The sequence below is a fragment of the Massilia sp. CCM 8734 genome, assembly GCF_011682155.1.
GTDB lineage: Bacteria > Pseudomonadota > Gammaproteobacteria > Burkholderiales > Burkholderiaceae_D > Telluria_A > Telluria_A rubra.
Genome location: NZ_WHJI01000003.1, coordinates 170,808 through 185,153, shown reverse-complemented (window position 1 = coordinate 185,153; position 14,346 = coordinate 170,808). Strand labels below are relative to the sequence as shown.

Annotated in this window: 18 protein-coding genes; 11 read left to right on the top strand and 7 right to left on the bottom strand. The window is 64.6% G+C overall.

What is annotated here, in order from left to right; translation table 11 throughout:
- Positions 1 to 32 precede the first annotated feature (32 nt).
- The 6 genes from F2P46_RS04545 (at position 33) to F2P46_RS04520 (ending at position 3,997) form a co-directional block, all read left to right on the top strand.
- Positions 33 to 404, top strand: a complete 372-nt coding sequence (locus F2P46_RS04545; protein WP_166885637.1) for a histidine triad nucleotide-binding protein — start codon at positions 33 to 35, stop codon at positions 402 to 404.
- Positions 405 to 492: 88 nt separating this feature from the next.
- The gene (gene tatA, locus F2P46_RS04540; RefSeq protein WP_166885635.1) at positions 493 to 714 is read left to right on the top strand and encodes a Sec-independent protein translocase subunit TatA; all 222 of its coding nucleotides are present in this window, start codon (positions 493 to 495) and stop codon (positions 712 to 714) included.
- Positions 715 to 762: 48 nt separating this feature from the next.
- Positions 763 to 1,248, top strand: a complete 486-nt coding sequence (tatB, locus tag F2P46_RS04535) for a Sec-independent protein translocase protein TatB (RefSeq protein WP_166885633.1) — start codon at positions 763 to 765, stop codon at positions 1,246 to 1,248.
- An 18-nt stretch (positions 1,249 to 1,266) separates the two neighbouring features.
- Positions 1,267 to 2,022 (top strand): twin-arginine translocase subunit TatC, encoded by a 756-nt coding sequence (tatC, locus tag F2P46_RS04530; protein ID WP_166885631.1) that lies wholly within the window; start codon positions 1,267 to 1,269, stop codon positions 2,020 to 2,022.
- Positions 2,023 to 2,060: 38 nt separating this feature from the next.
- Positions 2,061 to 3,017, top strand: coding sequence for a hypothetical protein (locus F2P46_RS04525; protein ID WP_166885629.1), 957 nt, complete (start codon positions 2,061 to 2,063; stop codon positions 3,015 to 3,017).
- A 2-nt stretch (positions 3,018 to 3,019) separates the two neighbouring features.
- Complete coding sequence (locus F2P46_RS04520; RefSeq protein ID WP_166885628.1) at positions 3,020 to 3,997, top strand: hypothetical protein; 978 nt, start codon at positions 3,020 to 3,022, stop codon at positions 3,995 to 3,997.
- Positions 3,998 to 4,091: 94 nt separating this feature from the next.
- Here the strand turns inward: F2P46_RS04520 and F2P46_RS04515 are convergent, their stop codons facing one another.
- The 3 genes from F2P46_RS04515 to F2P46_RS04505 form a co-directional block, all read right to left on the bottom strand.
- A complete protein-coding gene (locus F2P46_RS04515) occupies positions 4,092 to 4,739 on the bottom strand; it encodes a hypothetical protein (protein ID WP_166885626.1) in 648 nt (215 codons plus the stop codon).
- Between the two features lie 48 nt (positions 4,740 to 4,787).
- The gene (locus F2P46_RS04510; protein ID WP_166885624.1) at positions 4,788 to 5,345 is read right to left on the bottom strand and encodes a hypothetical protein; all 558 of its coding nucleotides are present in this window, start codon (positions 5,343 to 5,345) and stop codon (positions 4,788 to 4,790) included.
- Positions 5,346 to 5,499: 154 nt separating this feature from the next.
- Entirely contained in the window at positions 5,500 to 7,233 is a 1,734-nt protein-coding gene (locus F2P46_RS04505; protein ID WP_166885622.1) for a PHB depolymerase family esterase, read from the bottom strand.
- 279 nt (positions 7,234 to 7,512) lie between these two features.
- Between F2P46_RS04505 and F2P46_RS04500 the strand changes: the two genes are divergently transcribed.
- Together F2P46_RS04500 and F2P46_RS04495 are read left to right on the top strand one after the other, a co-directional pair.
- Positions 7,513 to 7,998, top strand: a complete 486-nt coding sequence (locus F2P46_RS04500; protein ID WP_166885620.1) for a hypothetical protein — start codon at positions 7,513 to 7,515, stop codon at positions 7,996 to 7,998.
- Positions 7,991 to 8,554, top strand: coding sequence for a DinB family protein (locus F2P46_RS04495; RefSeq protein WP_368737878.1), 564 nt, complete (start codon positions 7,991 to 7,993; stop codon positions 8,552 to 8,554). The genes F2P46_RS04500 and F2P46_RS04495 overlap by 8 nt, the downstream gene beginning before the upstream one ends.
- Here the strand turns inward: F2P46_RS04495 and F2P46_RS04490 are convergent.
- Entirely contained in the window at positions 8,508 to 9,161 is a 654-nt protein-coding gene (locus F2P46_RS04490; protein ID WP_166885618.1) for a hypothetical protein, read from the bottom strand. The two genes, F2P46_RS04495 and F2P46_RS04490, sit on opposite strands and share 47 nt — an antisense overlap.
- Before the next feature lie 222 nt (positions 9,162 to 9,383).
- Here F2P46_RS04490 and F2P46_RS04485 point away from each other — a divergent pair, with 222 nt between their 5' ends.
- From F2P46_RS04485 to F2P46_RS04475, 3 genes are read left to right on the top strand one after another with little or no spacing between them, the layout of a single operon-like run.
- Positions 9,384 to 9,635 carry an AbrB/MazE/SpoVT family DNA-binding domain-containing protein gene (locus F2P46_RS04485; protein WP_166885615.1) on the top strand — a complete coding sequence of 84 codons (252 nt, stop codon included), beginning with the start codon at positions 9,384 to 9,386 and terminating at the stop codon, positions 9,633 to 9,635.
- Positions 9,635 to 10,000 carry a type II toxin-antitoxin system PemK/MazF family toxin gene (locus F2P46_RS04480; RefSeq protein WP_166885613.1) on the top strand — a complete coding sequence of 122 codons (366 nt, stop codon included), beginning with the start codon at positions 9,635 to 9,637 and terminating at the stop codon, positions 9,998 to 10,000. The genes F2P46_RS04485 and F2P46_RS04480 overlap by 1 nt, the downstream gene beginning before the upstream one ends.
- A 19-nt stretch (positions 10,001 to 10,019) precedes the next feature.
- On the top strand, positions 10,020 to 10,931 hold the full coding sequence (locus F2P46_RS04475; RefSeq protein WP_166885611.1) for a hypothetical protein: 912 nt from the start codon (positions 10,020 to 10,022) through the stop codon (positions 10,929 to 10,931).
- Between the two features lie 42 nt (positions 10,932 to 10,973).
- Here the strand turns inward: F2P46_RS04475 and F2P46_RS04470 are convergent, their stop codons facing one another.
- From F2P46_RS04470 to F2P46_RS04460, 3 genes are all read right to left on the bottom strand, one after another.
- On the bottom strand, positions 10,974 to 11,762 hold the full coding sequence (locus tag F2P46_RS04470) for an alpha/beta hydrolase (protein ID WP_166885610.1): 789 nt from the start codon (positions 11,760 to 11,762) through the stop codon (positions 10,974 to 10,976).
- Between the two features lie 10 nt (positions 11,763 to 11,772).
- The gene (locus F2P46_RS04465) at positions 11,773 to 13,677 is read right to left on the bottom strand and encodes a DUF885 domain-containing protein (RefSeq protein ID WP_166885608.1); all 1,905 of its coding nucleotides are present in this window, start codon (positions 13,675 to 13,677) and stop codon (positions 11,773 to 11,775) included.
- A 112-nt stretch (positions 13,678 to 13,789) separates the two neighbouring features.
- A complete protein-coding gene (locus F2P46_RS04460) occupies positions 13,790 to 14,308 on the bottom strand; it encodes a hypothetical protein (protein WP_229509058.1) in 519 nt (172 codons plus the stop codon).
- Positions 14,309 to 14,346 lie beyond the last annotated feature (38 nt).

The window sequence follows — 14,346 nt, the reverse complement described above, 5'->3', positions numbered from 1 at the left end:
AACCCTGCCTTTCAACACTACGGAACCTGTCCATGACCGACTGCCTGTTTTGCAAAATCGCCGCCAAGCAAATTCCTTCGAGCATAGTCTACGAAGATGAAGAATTGCTGGCGTTCAAGGATATCCACCCGGCCGCGCCGGTGCACCTGCTGGTCATTCCCAAGGTGCACGTTGCGACCTTGTCAGAATGCAACGAATCGCACGGCGCGCTGCTCGGCAAGCTGCTGGCGCTGGCGCCAAAACTTGCCAAAGAGCATGGTTGCGAAGTCAGCTACGATGCCGACGGCAAGCCGGCCGGCGGTTACAAGACACTCATCAACAGCGGTCCGGACGGCGGCCAGGAAGTTTATCACCTGCACCTGCACCTGATCGGCGGCGCCCGTCCGTGGGCCGGCCAACGCTGACAAAGCGGCAGGAATGCCCGGCATCGCGTAGAATACGCGGCGTAAGCTTTCGCGAATTCGGGCGCGTGCGCCTCGACAGGAGAAAATGATGGGTGGACTGAGTGTTTGGCATTGGCTGATCGTGTTGCTTGTCGTTGTGTTGGTTTTCGGAACCAAAAAACTCGGCAACATGGGTGGCGATATTGGCAAGGCTGTCAAAGGCTTCAAGGATGGCGTGCGCGGCGACGAGGACGGCAAGCCTGTGGCTCCTTCGCAGGTGACGGACAAGACCACCATCGATGGCGAAGCGAAAGAGAAAACGAAGTTCTGATGACCGTGCGTGCCCCGGCACGCGCCTTGTCCGATACTTCCAGACGCCATGATCGATCTTGGACTCTCTAAACTCGCCATCATTGGCGTGGTTGCACTCATTGTCATCGGCCCTGAAAAGCTGCCCAAGGTGGCGCGCATGGCGGGCACCCTGTATGGACGCGCCCAGCGCTACCTGCATGAGGTCAAGTCCGAGGTGAGCCGCGAGATCGAACTCGATGAACTGCGCAACCTGCAAAAGGAAGTGCAGGAAACAGCCCAGTCGATCAAGGACAGCGTCGAAAACACCATCGCCCAGAACATCGACGATGTCGACGCCGCCTGGCGCGACCTGCCCTCCTCAAACGCGCCCAGCGCGACCATGAGCGACCTGGAACGCAAGGCGCGCGATTTCCGCCGCAAGAAGCTGGTGCGCAATTCGGCGGTGCCGGGCTGGTACAAGCAGCGCCACGGGGGCAAGGCCCACATCATGTCGGGCGCCGCGCGCGTGAAAAAATTCCGCCCGCGCTCGTCGTCCACCTCGTCCTTCTTCTAAACACTCTTTGAATCCTCAATGACAGATAAAGCAGCGGGCGAAGAGACCTTTATCTCTCATCTGGTCGAATTGCGCAACCGCCTGGTCAAGGCCAGCGTCGGCATCGTCGTCGTGTGCGCCTTGCTGATGCTCGGGCCCGGACCGGCCCAGATTTACGACATCATCGCCCAGCCGATGATCGCTTCGCTGCCGGTCGGCTCGAAGATGATCGCCACCGGCGTCATCTCGCCGTTCCTGGTGCCGATGAAAGTGACCCTGGTGCTGTCGATTATCCTGGCGCTGCCGTGGGTGTTCTACCAGATGTGGGCCTTCATCGCGCCCGGCCTGTACCAGCACGAAAAACGCCTGGTGCTGCCGCTGGTGGTGTCGTCCTCGTTCCTGTTCATGAGCGGCGTGGCGTTCTGCTACTTCTTCGTGTTCGGGCGCGTGTTCAAGTTCATTTCCGACTTTTCTCCGACCTCGATCGCGGTCACGCCGGACATCGAAAACTATCTCGATTTCGTCATGTCGATGTGCCTGGCCTTCGGCGCCACCTTCGAGGTGCCGGTGGTGGTGGTGATCCTGGTGCGCATGGGGATCGTCAGCGTGGCCAAGCTCAAGGAAATTCGTCCCTACGTGATCGTGGGCGCGTTTGTGATCGCCGCCATCGTCACCCCGCCCGACATCGTCAGCCAGTTTGCGCTGGCCCTGCCGATGTGCGTGCTGTTCGAACTCGGCCTGCTGGTCGCCCCGGCCTTCGTGCGCGCCACCCAGGCGCCGGAAGAATCGGCGTAAACACGCCGCCCCCTCAGGGTGTCTGACGGATCGAGCCGATGCGTTCAACTGTTTTGTTTGCGAGTGTCCTTCTTCCGCTGCTGTTGGCATCCTGCGGCGAACGCAAGCCGGCCACGAGCGCGGCCAGGCCGGCGCTTGCCGCCGCGCCGCATGCCGGCGCCAGCGCAGCCGACCCGGTCGCGCTCGCAGCCAGGCCGCCGGCCCCGACGCCGGAGCAACTGGAAGCCGGGGCCGCCGCCGTGCGCGAGCGCGCGGTGCTGATGCACGCCATCTTCGGCGACCTGTTCAACTCCGCCAGCAACGACGCCCCGATGAAGCTCGCCGATCCGGACCAGCCGGGCGAGCGCATGTACGCCATCGAACCGGTGGCCCATACCTTCCTGCCCAACGGCGACGCCGTGCTGGTGGCCAAGGCGCTGGTCGAGCAGCCGGACCGCGACGGCAACCGTATCCATACCGAAGGCGGGCTGCTCAACATCTTCATCGTGCGCAAGACGGACGGCCGCTGGACCTTGCTCAAGCACCACGCCAACATCGCGCGCATGGGCAGTTGGGAGCGTATCGGCAAGGCCGAATTCGTCAACCTCGCCGCCGGCAAGCCCGGACTGGCCATGCGCTTCGGCAGCGGCTTCCAGCAAATGTCGGAGAGCGCGATCGGCTTGTTCGACCTTGGCGCCGACCCGATCCACGCGCTGACCGGCGAGGGCGTCGCGGTCGCCGCCAGCAGTCCCGGCTGCGTTCCGGAAGAGCTGGAAACCTGCTACGAGATCGCCGCCAACTGGCGCTTCGCCGCCTCCGCCAGCGGGGCCGCGTATGACGACCTGGTGTTCACCTTCACGGGCCAGGACGACGGCAAGAAAGACGGGCGCAGGAAGGGCGAGCAAGGCCCGGTCCTGGCGGCGGACATGACCGGCCACAAGGGATCGGCGCGCTATGCCTACGACGGCAAGCGCTATGTGCTGGTCGAGGGCAAGAATCCGGCGCAGGAGTACTGACCATGGATTCCCTTCGCCTGGTTCGCATGCGCTCTGGCATCCTGCTGGCCGGCCTCCTGTGTGCCGCGTCTTTAAGCGCCGGCAAGGAACAACCGCCGCAAGTGCCGCCCGCGCGCATGGCGCCCCCGCCGCTTGCGCAAGCGGCCATGCCGGCGCCGCTTGCACCGATGACGCCGCAGGAACGGGAACGCGTGGTGCTGATGCAAGCCGTCTTCGGCGAGCACTATCGCCCCGCCACGCGCGATGCCCTGGTCGGCATGCCGCTGCGGCGCAACAAGGTCGACACCAGCGGCCGTTTTTTCATCGATGCGGTCAGCCATTCCCGGCTGGCCAATGGCGACACGGTACTGGTGGCGAACGGGGTCGAAATGGGCAAAGGCGGGGTTCGCCTCGACGGCGTTGCGTCGCCGGGATTCCTGAATGTTTTCATCCTGCGCCAGGAAGACGGCAAGTGGAACGTGCTCAAGCGTCACGAGAACATTGCACAGCTGGGCAGCTTCGGTTCGTTCGGCGAGGTCCAGTGGGTCACGCTGGGGGCCGGCAAGCCGGGGATGGCCGTGCTGACGGACGGTGCCTGGGACGGCTACTTCATGCACTGGCTGGCCTTGTTCGACCCTGCGGACGAGGTCATGCACAAGCTCGGCAGCATGCGGGCGGCCTCGGGCGGGCAGGATGACTGTGCGCATGAACCGGTACACCCCTGCTGGATCATTCGGGGCAAGTGGCGCTTCGCGCCGCCGACCAGGCAGGCCGCCTATGACGACCTGGTGTTCGAGTTTAGCGGCATACACGTCAGGCAAAGGAAACCGCGCAATCGGGCCCTTCGCAAGGGCGTCCCGGACCCCATCATCACCCCGGTCAAGGCATCCGCGCGCTACGCTTTCGACGGCAAGCGCTACCGGCTGGTCGAGGGCAAGAATCCGGTGCCGGGCCTGGGACGGCGCCTGAAGCGCCCTTACGGACAAGTGCTGACGATGTAATCTCCTGCTGCCGCGCAGACGCCTGGCACGCGGCTTGTTGCTGAACCAGAACGTCATCGCAAAGGCCGAAGCGGGCGTGCCGCCCGCCGCCCCCTCAGGGCGTCTGACGGGCCAGGTACAGCACCGTGGCCTCGCTGCCGTCATCGCTCCCCACCTGCGTTGCCGTCATGTTCGGCAGCGTTGCCCCGAGATTTAACAGCACGGCCGGCGTGGCGCTTTCGAGCAGGTCGGCGCTGGCCGGATTGACCTCGACGCGGCAGGTTTTCGTGCGGCATTCGAGCCGCCTGACCTGCGATTCAAGCCCGCCATTGGCACGCGCCAGCGCGGCGCGCACGGCCGCCGACGCCTGGCCGCTCCACACATGGTCCACCTGTTCGGCGCGAAACATGGTCTCGGCCGGCGCCACCGCCGCCGTCTCCGCCGGCAGCGCAACCGCGCTCTGTGCGGGGGGAGGCGCGCGCGTCAATATCATGCGCAGCTCGGCCACTTCACGCCGCAGGCTGGCGACTTCTTGCCTCAGCTGCGCGATGTCGTTCGACGGCGCCGTGCCTGGCGGCGCCGGCGCGCTCTGCGGCGTCGGCGCGGCGCGCACCGGCGCGCGCGGCGCCGGTGCGGGCGCAGCGGCGGCGACTTGCACTGGCGGCGCCTGCGCCGGTGCGGCGGGCGGGTCGTCGTCGCCGCCGCAGGCGCCCAGCATGACGATCACGGCCAGCAGCGCGGTGTCGGGAATCAGTCGCATCATTGCTCTCCCTTGGGGCATTGGCGGTGCGGTACAGGTGGGCGCATGGCCTTACTGGCAGCGCAGCAGGCGCAGTTGTCCCAGCACGGGCAAGCCGGGAATCGCGCCGACGGGCGAGGCGGTGCGCACCAGGTCGACCTCGATGAAGTAGCTGTTGGCGTTGAAGTTCAGCGCCACGCAGTTGCTCAGGTAGCGCGTTTGCGGGGTGGCCGCCGGCGCATAGCTGTTGCTCGACAGGGTTGCCAGCGTGCTCAAGGCGCCGGTGGCGGTATTGTGCGAACGCAGGCGCGTGCGCACTTCGGAATAGATACCGTTGTCGGTAAACCGCGCGCCCGAATACACGCTCAAGATGCCGTTGCCGTCCCAGGTATCGTGCACCTGGTAACGGATGGTGCAGGTCAGGGCCGTGGCGCCGCTGACGAGGCCGGCATCGTTATTGTTGAACGACACCCGGCCGCTGCACGACTCATCGGGCGTGCCGGTCGATCCCACGGACGACCAGTTGCTGCCGGCCAGCGCCAGGCCGGGAAGCGCCAGCGCGATCACGGCGAGCGCCGCTCCCACCCGGGCAGGACGGGTGGTGCGCAAAGTTGGCAGATGGATAGACATGGCGGCTCCTTGACAGTGAAGCCAGGCGCGGCCGTCATCGCCATGATGACCGCCCGCCTGGCACCTCCACATTAGGAGCCGCAGCGATCGCCCGCGTGAGGTACGTCAACCATCGCGGTGCGATAATCGCGGCCGGGCGCTGTCCGCGCCGGTCTTACGGGCAGTTGCCGACCACGTAATGGCCGGCCGAGGTCTGCGCCAGGGTCTGGATGTAGAACAGGTTGTCCAGGCCCATGTTCTGGTTCGACCCGTTGGCCAGCGCAAAGCCGCCGCTGTCGTGCGCTCGCCCAGCCTGCACGTGGGCAAAGTTGCTGGCCGTGACCGTGCTGCAGCTAAAGCCGCTGCTGGTGCTGGCGCGCACGCCGGCCGACAAGCCGCTTTCCAGCGCGCCCGCCACCGACGATGCCTGATAGGTGTAGCTGGTGGACGGCGCCAGCCCGGTATCGGTGTAGGAGGTGCCCGTGACCGGGGTCGGCGTGACCTTGCCGCCGTTGCGGTAGACGTTGTAGCCGCTGGCGCCGGGGGCCGCGCTCCACGACAGGGCGATGGTGCTGGCGCTGGCGCTGCCGGCCTTCAAGCCGGCGGGCGGCTGCACGGCCGGCACCGGTCCCACCAGGAACTGGGGCAGGGTGCATGGCGCCGACGTCTGGCCGGTGTTTGCGCTGGTGGCCGTGACCGTGCCGCTGTAGTAGCCGTTGGCCAGCGCGTAAGCGATGCTGAAAGCGGCGCCGCTGCCGGCTTGCCCGTCATTGACCGGGGTGGCGCCGGAGAGCGCCACCCGGTAGCTGCCGATGGTCCCGGCCGCATCCACGGCGGCGCCGCCGATGGTGGCGGTGTTGCCCGACACGCTGGCCGCGCAGGCCGTCATCAGCGGCGCCGCAATGGCGCTCGCACGCAGGTTGTTCCTGAACCAGAAATCCATCACAAAGGCCGGGTAATCGACCTTGGTGGCGTCGACGAAGTGGTTGTTCTGTCCGCCGGGACCGGCCGGCCACGCGTGGCCCATGCCGGTCACCGCGATTTCCGAGGTGCGCAGCTTGCCGTTGCCGTCGGTGTAGGGCGTGTTGTTGCCCCCGCCAGGCACCAGCACTTGCGCGCCCTTGGTGAACACGCCGCCATAGGCGATGCGCATGGCCGCCGCATCGATCGGTCCGTAGGCGGGCGCCACCGTGTAATCGCTGGTGCCCCAGATGACGCTGGCGATCTGGGTGGCGAACTTGCCTTGCTGGGCGCCGGCCATGGTCGTGCACTTGTTGCCGGCCGTGTTCGCATTGAACCCGGACGGCACGCTGCCGATCTGCATGATGGTGGTGCCCGGCGGCGGCCCCGCGTTGATGCCGATGCCGGCAAACACATCCGGCGCGAGGCAGCCCAGCACCATGGTCTGGCCGCCGCCCGAGGACAGGCCCGTCACGTACACCTGGTTCGGATCGATGGCGTAGCGCGCATCGGCCAGGAAACGGCTGACCAGGTTCAGCAGCACGCCATCGTGCCCGCTGGCGCGGTTGTGGTTGCTGAGGCTGTAGTCCCAGCAATGGCTGCCGGAGACATTGCCGGTGGCGTTAGGCGCCAGCACCACGGCGCCGTACCGGTCGGCCACGCCCTTCCAGTTAAAGCCCTTGTCCGCGCCGGAATCGATGACGTCGCCGGCCGCCGTTTGCTGGCAGCCATGCAGCACCATCACCAGCGCGCGCTTGCCGCCCAGCACCGGTTGAGTGGCGGGCCAGTAAAAGTAGCCGCTCAGGTTGCCGCCGTTGACGCTGTCCGCGCCCCAGGTCTGGTTGCCGCTCCAGGCACCGGGACCGGCCTGGACCTGGGCCAGCGCGCACACTGGCAGGCACAGCAGTAAGGAAGCCGCGCGGCGGCCGAGAAAGTGCTTGATGTCCATGATGTCTCCATTTTTTTGTCTTAAAAATACGGGAAGGCTGCGAGTGCTTGCAGGGAAGAGCTCGGTGGGGGCGTAGAGGGGGTACCGCGCTGGGCGGCCAGCCTTCGGGACGGTTCACGGGAAGTAACAGCCGGAAATAATTCTACCGGACGGGCATCAATTATCTTCCTGGTGCAGCTGAGCGTACCGGCACGATGCTTGTGCGTAATTGCACAGGGCCACAGCAGGCGCGCGCGATGTGAGGCACAATGACACGCTGCGTTTCCTGGAGGAGTGATTGTGTCGGTGCTTGCCGCAGGTCTGTTCGGTGCCTTTGCCGCCTGGTTCGCCGTGCGCTGGATCGGCGCGCGCCTGCGCACCGGCGCCGGCGACGGCTCCCTGGTGTTCGCGCCTTTCCTGGAACGGCTCGGCATCCTGCAATTGTTGGGCGTGGCTGTGCTGGCCTGGGTGGCGTTCTCGCGCGAGCACGACAATTACCCGGCCTTGATCGCGCTGGCGCTCGCGCTGGCCATCGGCGGCGTCTATTGCCTGTGCGAAGGCATCATGACGCGCGGCAAGGTTGACGATAGCGGCATCGTGTTCATCACGCCGTGGGGCGGCCGGCGCAACGAGGCGTGGCGCGACCTGCGCAGCGTGCGCTACCGTTCGTACTGCGCCATGTATGTGCTGACATTTCGCAGCGGCAGCGTGATTCGCCTGTCGGTGCTGCTCAGCGGCCACGGCGCCGTCCTCCAACAAGTGCGTGAGAGGGGTTACCGTGTCTGAACTGAGTCACCTTCGATTGATGGCCAGCTACAACAGCTGGATGAACCAGAAGATCGTCGACGCCGCGGCCACGCTGCCCGCGCACGAACTGGCGGCCGAGCGTGGCGCGTTCTTCGGTTCCTTGCTTGGCACGCTCAACCACCTGGTGGCGGCCGATACCATCTGGCTGCGGCGTTTCGCTACCCACCCGGCGCGCTTTGGCGCGCTCGATGCGGTGCTGGCGCTGCCCGCACCAGGCGCGCTCGACGCCGTCTACAGCGACGACCTGGCCGTGCTGGCCGCGCACCGGCGCTGGCTCGACGGGCTGATCGAAAAATGGCTCGCGCAGCTGGCCGAGGCCGACCTCGACCATGTGCTGCATTACGCCAGCACCAAAGGGATTCGCTCGCAAAAGCGCTTCGGCGACCTGTTGCTGCATTTTTTCAATCACCAGACCCACCATCGGGGGCAAGCGAGCACCTTGCTGTCGCAGGCGGGCGTCGACCTCGGCGTGACCGACTTGTTGATGCTTATTGAGAACGTGGCGGATCATGCCGCGCCACCTGCGCCGGCCTGAGCGCGTCGGCGTCGGCGTGCGCCGCGTGGCGCTTGAGCGAGCGCACCACTTGATTGTATGAATCGACCATGGCGGCCACCAGCACCTTGCCCTGCGGCGTGCCGGTGTAGCTGTCGGCGCCTGCGAAGCCCCCATTGAAAAAGCCGCCCGCCGCGCCGAAACGCCAGTGGCTGGCGCTGCCCTGCGCCACGGCCAGTGCGGCGCCCGAGCGGTTGTCGGTCAGCGTGAGCAGGGTGGACGGTTGCAGGGCGACATCGTGCAGGGAACCGAGGCGCCCGACAGCGGCGCCGTCGCCGAAGCTCAGCGAGGGCGTGGCCGTGTAATCGGATGATGCGAATGTGCGCCTGCCGGGCTTGGGAGCCGCATCGGCCAGCGTGAAACAGTTCGACGCCCGCACCATCAGGCGCAGCAGCGGCAGCGTGCCGGACTGCTCGGCATCTTTGCCGAAAGACAGGGTTCCCAAGGCGCCAGGGCAGTGTTCGAGCTGGCTGTTGGGCGGTTTGATGCCGGCAGGCGGCGCTGCGGCCGGAGGCGGTTTGCTGGCGCAGCCGGCCAGGGCCATGGCTGTCAGCGCGATGAGCAGGGCAGGGTTTGGGCCTGGCGTCATGGCGTATCCTTTGCGTGGAGTTGAACAAGAACTTCACACATTCTAACGATGCAATATGGCAAGTAACTTGCACGTAGTCAACTTAAGCGGAAGGTGCGCGAAATACCACAGTGCTTGTTGATAGCCAGCCGGCAGGGGCAGGAAGCGTCATCGTGGTCAAGTTGACACATTGGCTTCTATGTATATACTTGTATCTACATTATTTGCCCAGGGAGCATTGAGATGGCCAAAGCAATTCTTACCGTTCAGCAGTGGGGCAATAGTCTTGCTGTGCGGATTCCCGCCGCTATCGCCAGGTCGGCACGCTTTACCGTTGGGCAGCCTGTCGAGGTGTCGCTCCAGGATGAGGGGGTCGTCGTGAAATGTATCGGTGCCCCGAAATTGTCTCTCGCCCAGAAGCTGGATGCATTCGATCCGGCCAGGCACGGCGGTGAGGCAATGGCGACCGGCCCTGTCGGCGTCGAGGTCGTTTGATGGCTGCGGGTAAATTTTGGGTGCCTGAGCGTCGCGACGTTATCTGGATCGACTGCAATCGACAAATCGGCAAAGAAATGCGTGACGTCCACCCGCTGCTGGTCCTGTCGCCGAAGGCGTTTAATGAGCGGACCGGCATCGTGATAGGACTACCAATGACGACTGCCGCATCCAACGAAACGAATCCATTTGCGATTAAATTCTCGGGAATGAAAGGCGTCGCCAGTTACATCCTGACGCATCAGCCAAAATCGTTTGATTGGAAGATGCGCGGTGCGAAGCCGCATCCGATGAAGCAAGCGCCTGAAGAGGTTTTTGCGCTGGCGTGCGACTCTCTCAATCAGATCATTGCGATCTGTGGATAACGCAACAACCGGGAACCATGTGAAAAAAGCTGTATTGGCAATATGTGTCACCGTCGGTGTGATGTCCCTGGCTGCGTGCAAGCTCGACAAGGGTGAGCTCCAGCCTGGCGAGAGCAAGACGGAAAAACGCTCGCAGGATGGGCGATGGCGGACATGTTCTTTACCGGACGGCTCCGCATTTGTCTTGACCGCCGACGCCCCCGACCTCGGCAAGCACGATGCGTTTCACAGCGGCAGGGTCCGGGATTCGTTCGCTGCCGCGTTTTACGTCAAATACCAGGGCAAGAATGTCTCCACCACCCTGACCTCATTTAACGACGATCACCCCGATTGCGTCAATTACGCCATCAGCGAACATACCCTCTACGCGCTGACCGATGAAGCCATCTTTCGTTTCATGGCGGCCAACGGCAAGCGCGGGGGCTCGGTGCTGGTCGTCAGCGGAGACGGTGGCCATACCTTCAGCGAGAACATTCATCCCAATGCGCTTGAAAAGGCCGGCGGAAACCAGCAGATCCATGCGGCTTTCCAAGCGTTCGGTTACTACCGATCGCGCTTCCGGGTCGTGGGCAGCCAATATCAGCTGGAGATCACGGACCCGCTCCGTTTCGACAAATTTCTCTTGTTTGTCTCGGCCGATGGCGGAAAGGCATGGACCGGGCCAAGCGGCAGCGTCGATCCCACCGTCTTTTCCAGTACCGGGGTGGACGGCAAACGCGCCCAGTTCGCATCGAATGAATGGGGCAACAAGGTATTCGAAGCGACCACGAAGGCGTGCAAGCAACGGCCCGGACCTGGCTGCGCAAGCGCCACCGGCGCCTACTGGGACACGCAGTGGCGCACGTGCCTGAGCGAGCGTCCGGCTCCGGCGTGCCTGAAGACCCTGCCCGATCCCACGCCTCGCTTCCCCGAAAACGAAGCGGGCACATAGCGGCGCGCTCCCGACGAGCTCACGCTGCCCATCGAACGCACACTAGTTCGCCGTCAGCGCAGGCTGGCGCACCGTCTCACCGGCCAGCCCCGGCCCGTACAGCGGGCTGTCCGAAATCGAGTTATGCCCCGTCTCCGGCACATTGATATAGCGCGCCACGCCGGGTTTAAAGCGCGTCATTAACAGTTCCGAACTGGCGCGCGGGATCATCTCGTCGTTCCCGGCGACGATCAGCGTGGTGGGGGCATTGACCCTGGTGGCGTACACGCCCGACTCGAATTTATCCCTCAAGAGCAGCGTCACCGGAAACCACGGAAACTGCAGTTCGGCGATGCCGACGATGCTGTCGTAGGGCGTCACCAGCACCAGCCGGTCCACCGGCCGCATGCTCGCCAGATGCACCGCCACGCCGCTGCCCAGGCTGCGCCCGATCACGGTCACCTGCCGATGGCGCGCCCGCACCATGTCGAACAGGGCCAGCGCATCGGCGAACAGCGCCGCCTCGGTCGGCTTGCCGGTACTGCCGCCGTAGCCCCGGTAATGCAGCAGATAGACCGCCTGTCCGGGAAAGGTCTGGCCCAGGAAGGGCAGGCTGGCCGAGACATCCTCGGCGTTCCCGCCCAGGTAAATGAGCGCGCGCGGCCCGCTTTCAGGCCGCACCGACACGTCCAGCACGGCGCCGTCCACGGGCAGCTTGATGAGCGAGTCGGGCGTGCCGAAACGGCGCGGCTGCGGGAAGTAGATCAAGGAACGCTGCGCGAGAAACAGGCCGACGCAGGCGACGACATACAAGGCAAGCGCCGCAAGCATCACACCTATTACTATGCGCATCGCGCTCTCCTTATTGCATCAACTCTTTGATCATCTTCACCGGCGCGCTGCCGTAACCGAGAAACTGCTCGTGGAACTGCTTCAGGTCGAAGCGCGCGCCGAGCGCCTGCTTGCGCTGCTCGCGCAGGTCCATGATCTCGCTGTAGCCGCTGAAGTAGCTGGTCAACTGCACCGAGCTCACTTTGGCGCGGTGCCACTTCTCGCTCGCCTCGCTGCGCGTCTGGAAGGCCTGGCGCGTGAGCATGTCCATCGCATCGGCTTCGCTCATGCCCAGCACGTGCACACTGTAGTCGAGGATGGTGTTGGTGACCACGCGCAGGTTCCACTTCGAGTACATCAGCCACATTTCCGGCGTATTGTCGCCATAGCCCGATTCGAGCATCATGCGCTCGCCGTACACCGCCCAGCCTTCGATCATGGCGCCGTTGCCGAACAACGACTTGATCAACGATGGCGACTTGTTCGCATACACCAGTTGCGCGTAATGGCCCGGAATGGCTTCGTGGATGTTCAGGATCTGCAAAATCCAGTGGTTGTATTCGCGCAGGGTGCTCTCGGCCTGTTCGGGCGAGAGGCCGTCGAGCGGCGTTACATTGTAGAAGGTGCGGTCCTGCGGGCGATACGGCCCCGGCGCATCGATGCTGGCGCCCGCCACGCCGCGCTGGTAGAGCGGCGTTTCGCGCACCACCAGCGGCTTTTTCGGATCGAGCGTGAGCAGCTTGTTCTTCACCACCCAGTCCTGCAGCAGCGGGATCTGGCGCCGGATCTCCGGGAAGAACTCCTCGCGCGAGACGTGTTTGGCCGACAGCTTGTCGATCACCATGCCGATTTTTTTGGTGCGGTCGGCCGGCCTGGCGGCGCCGCCCATGGTCTTGGTCCACAGCTCGTCGGACAGGGTATCCATGCGCGCGAGCAGCTGCTCGCGCGCGCCGAGCGCCTTCTGGTACATCTGCTCCGCGCTCACGCCGGCCTGGATGTCATGGCCGAATTTTTGTTCGTACAGCGCCTTGCCGATCCGGAACGAGCGCGCGCTGTTGTTGGCCTGCTGCGTTTTATCGAGATCGGTGAGGAAGTTGACGTAGCCGATCAGGGCGTCGCCGGCGGCCGCGATGCGGCGCGCGAACAAGTCTTTTTCGGCCTGGTTCAGGATCGATTCCTGCGCCGCCTTGCCCAGGTCCGCCAGCACCGTCATGGTGCCGGGCGCCTGCTGCAAGGCCAGTTGCGTGTGTTCGTGGGTCGGGTTGACGATGCTCGCCTGGGCCGCCTGGTAATAGGCCGGCACATTGGTCAGGCGCTTGAGCAGGGTGCGCAGGCGCTGCGGCTTGGCCGCGTACTCGGAACCCATGATCAAGTCGATCGGAGCGGCGATGTTATACAGCGCCGGATTCCATTCGAACTCGCGCAGGGTGGTCAGGTAGAAGCGGTCGGCATTGAGCTTGTTGACCAGCAGGACGTGGTCGGTACGCTGCTTGACCGACAACTGGCGCGTATCGAGCTTGGCCAGCTTTTGCAGCCATTCGTCGGCGAACGCCAGTTGCGCGGCGCGCGTGGCGGCGCTCGGGATGGTCAGGTTGGCCGCGCCGTCGTATTTGCCGGAATAGATCGCGCTTTCCGGATCGATGCGCCACAGCGCGCCGAGGAACTGCATGCTGACCGTATTGAAGCGCCGGTCCTGCGAGCGTTCGGCGCCGGCGGCGGGCGCGCTGGCGACAACGGCGGCGGCGACCGGCGCGGCGATGGCCGCGGCCTTGGCAGGCTTGGCGGCCTTGCCCGATTTGGTTGGCTTGCCTGGCTTGGCGGCTTTCACCGTCTTGGTGCTGTGTGCTTGGGACTGTTTTTTCGGCTTGGCAGCGCCTGCGGGCGCCAGCGCGAAGCACGTCATTAAAACAGCCAGCGCAATTTTCGTTTTCAACATTGTGTTGGGCCTTGTAGTGACAGGGACAGGAGCAGCCGCACGCATGCGGCGGGGCGTCAGATTAGCATCAATCGCGCCGCTTGCGCGCTTTTGTCGGGTTGAAGAGGGGAGATCAGTCGATGGCGCCGGCGCGGATCATTTCCTGCTGCCGCGCGTTGAGGGTGGCGACCGTGTGTTTGCCGTTGGCGATATTGGTCAGGACAATCTCGCTCGACTTGGTGAAACGGTGGCCGATGCGGACGGTGTAAGAGCGCGTGACCCAGCTCCAGAAGCCCTGCGCGAAGCTGGCGTCTTCCATGTCGCGCCATTTGACGCCGGTGACGCCTTTTTTCCAGGGCAGCACGCCGGAGTAGAGCCACACGCCCACGTCATCGTAATACAGCTGGATACTGCGCAGCAGCAGGAAGCGGTAGCCGACCACGATCGCCGAGATGGCGAAGACGACGGCGGCGGCGATCTCGTTGCCGTAGCTGAACGCCAGCGGCAGCGCGACGCCGAACAGCAGGGCCGCGAGGATCACGACGCCGGTGTAGGCCAGCCATGACTTCACGCCGATCACGTGAGCGTCGGGGGAGCTTTTCGATGCGTTGTCTTCTTCCATGGATTTTGGCGCCGCTTGATAAAAACGCATGATGTCATGGAATGGCGCAGGGCGCTACTCCGACCGCT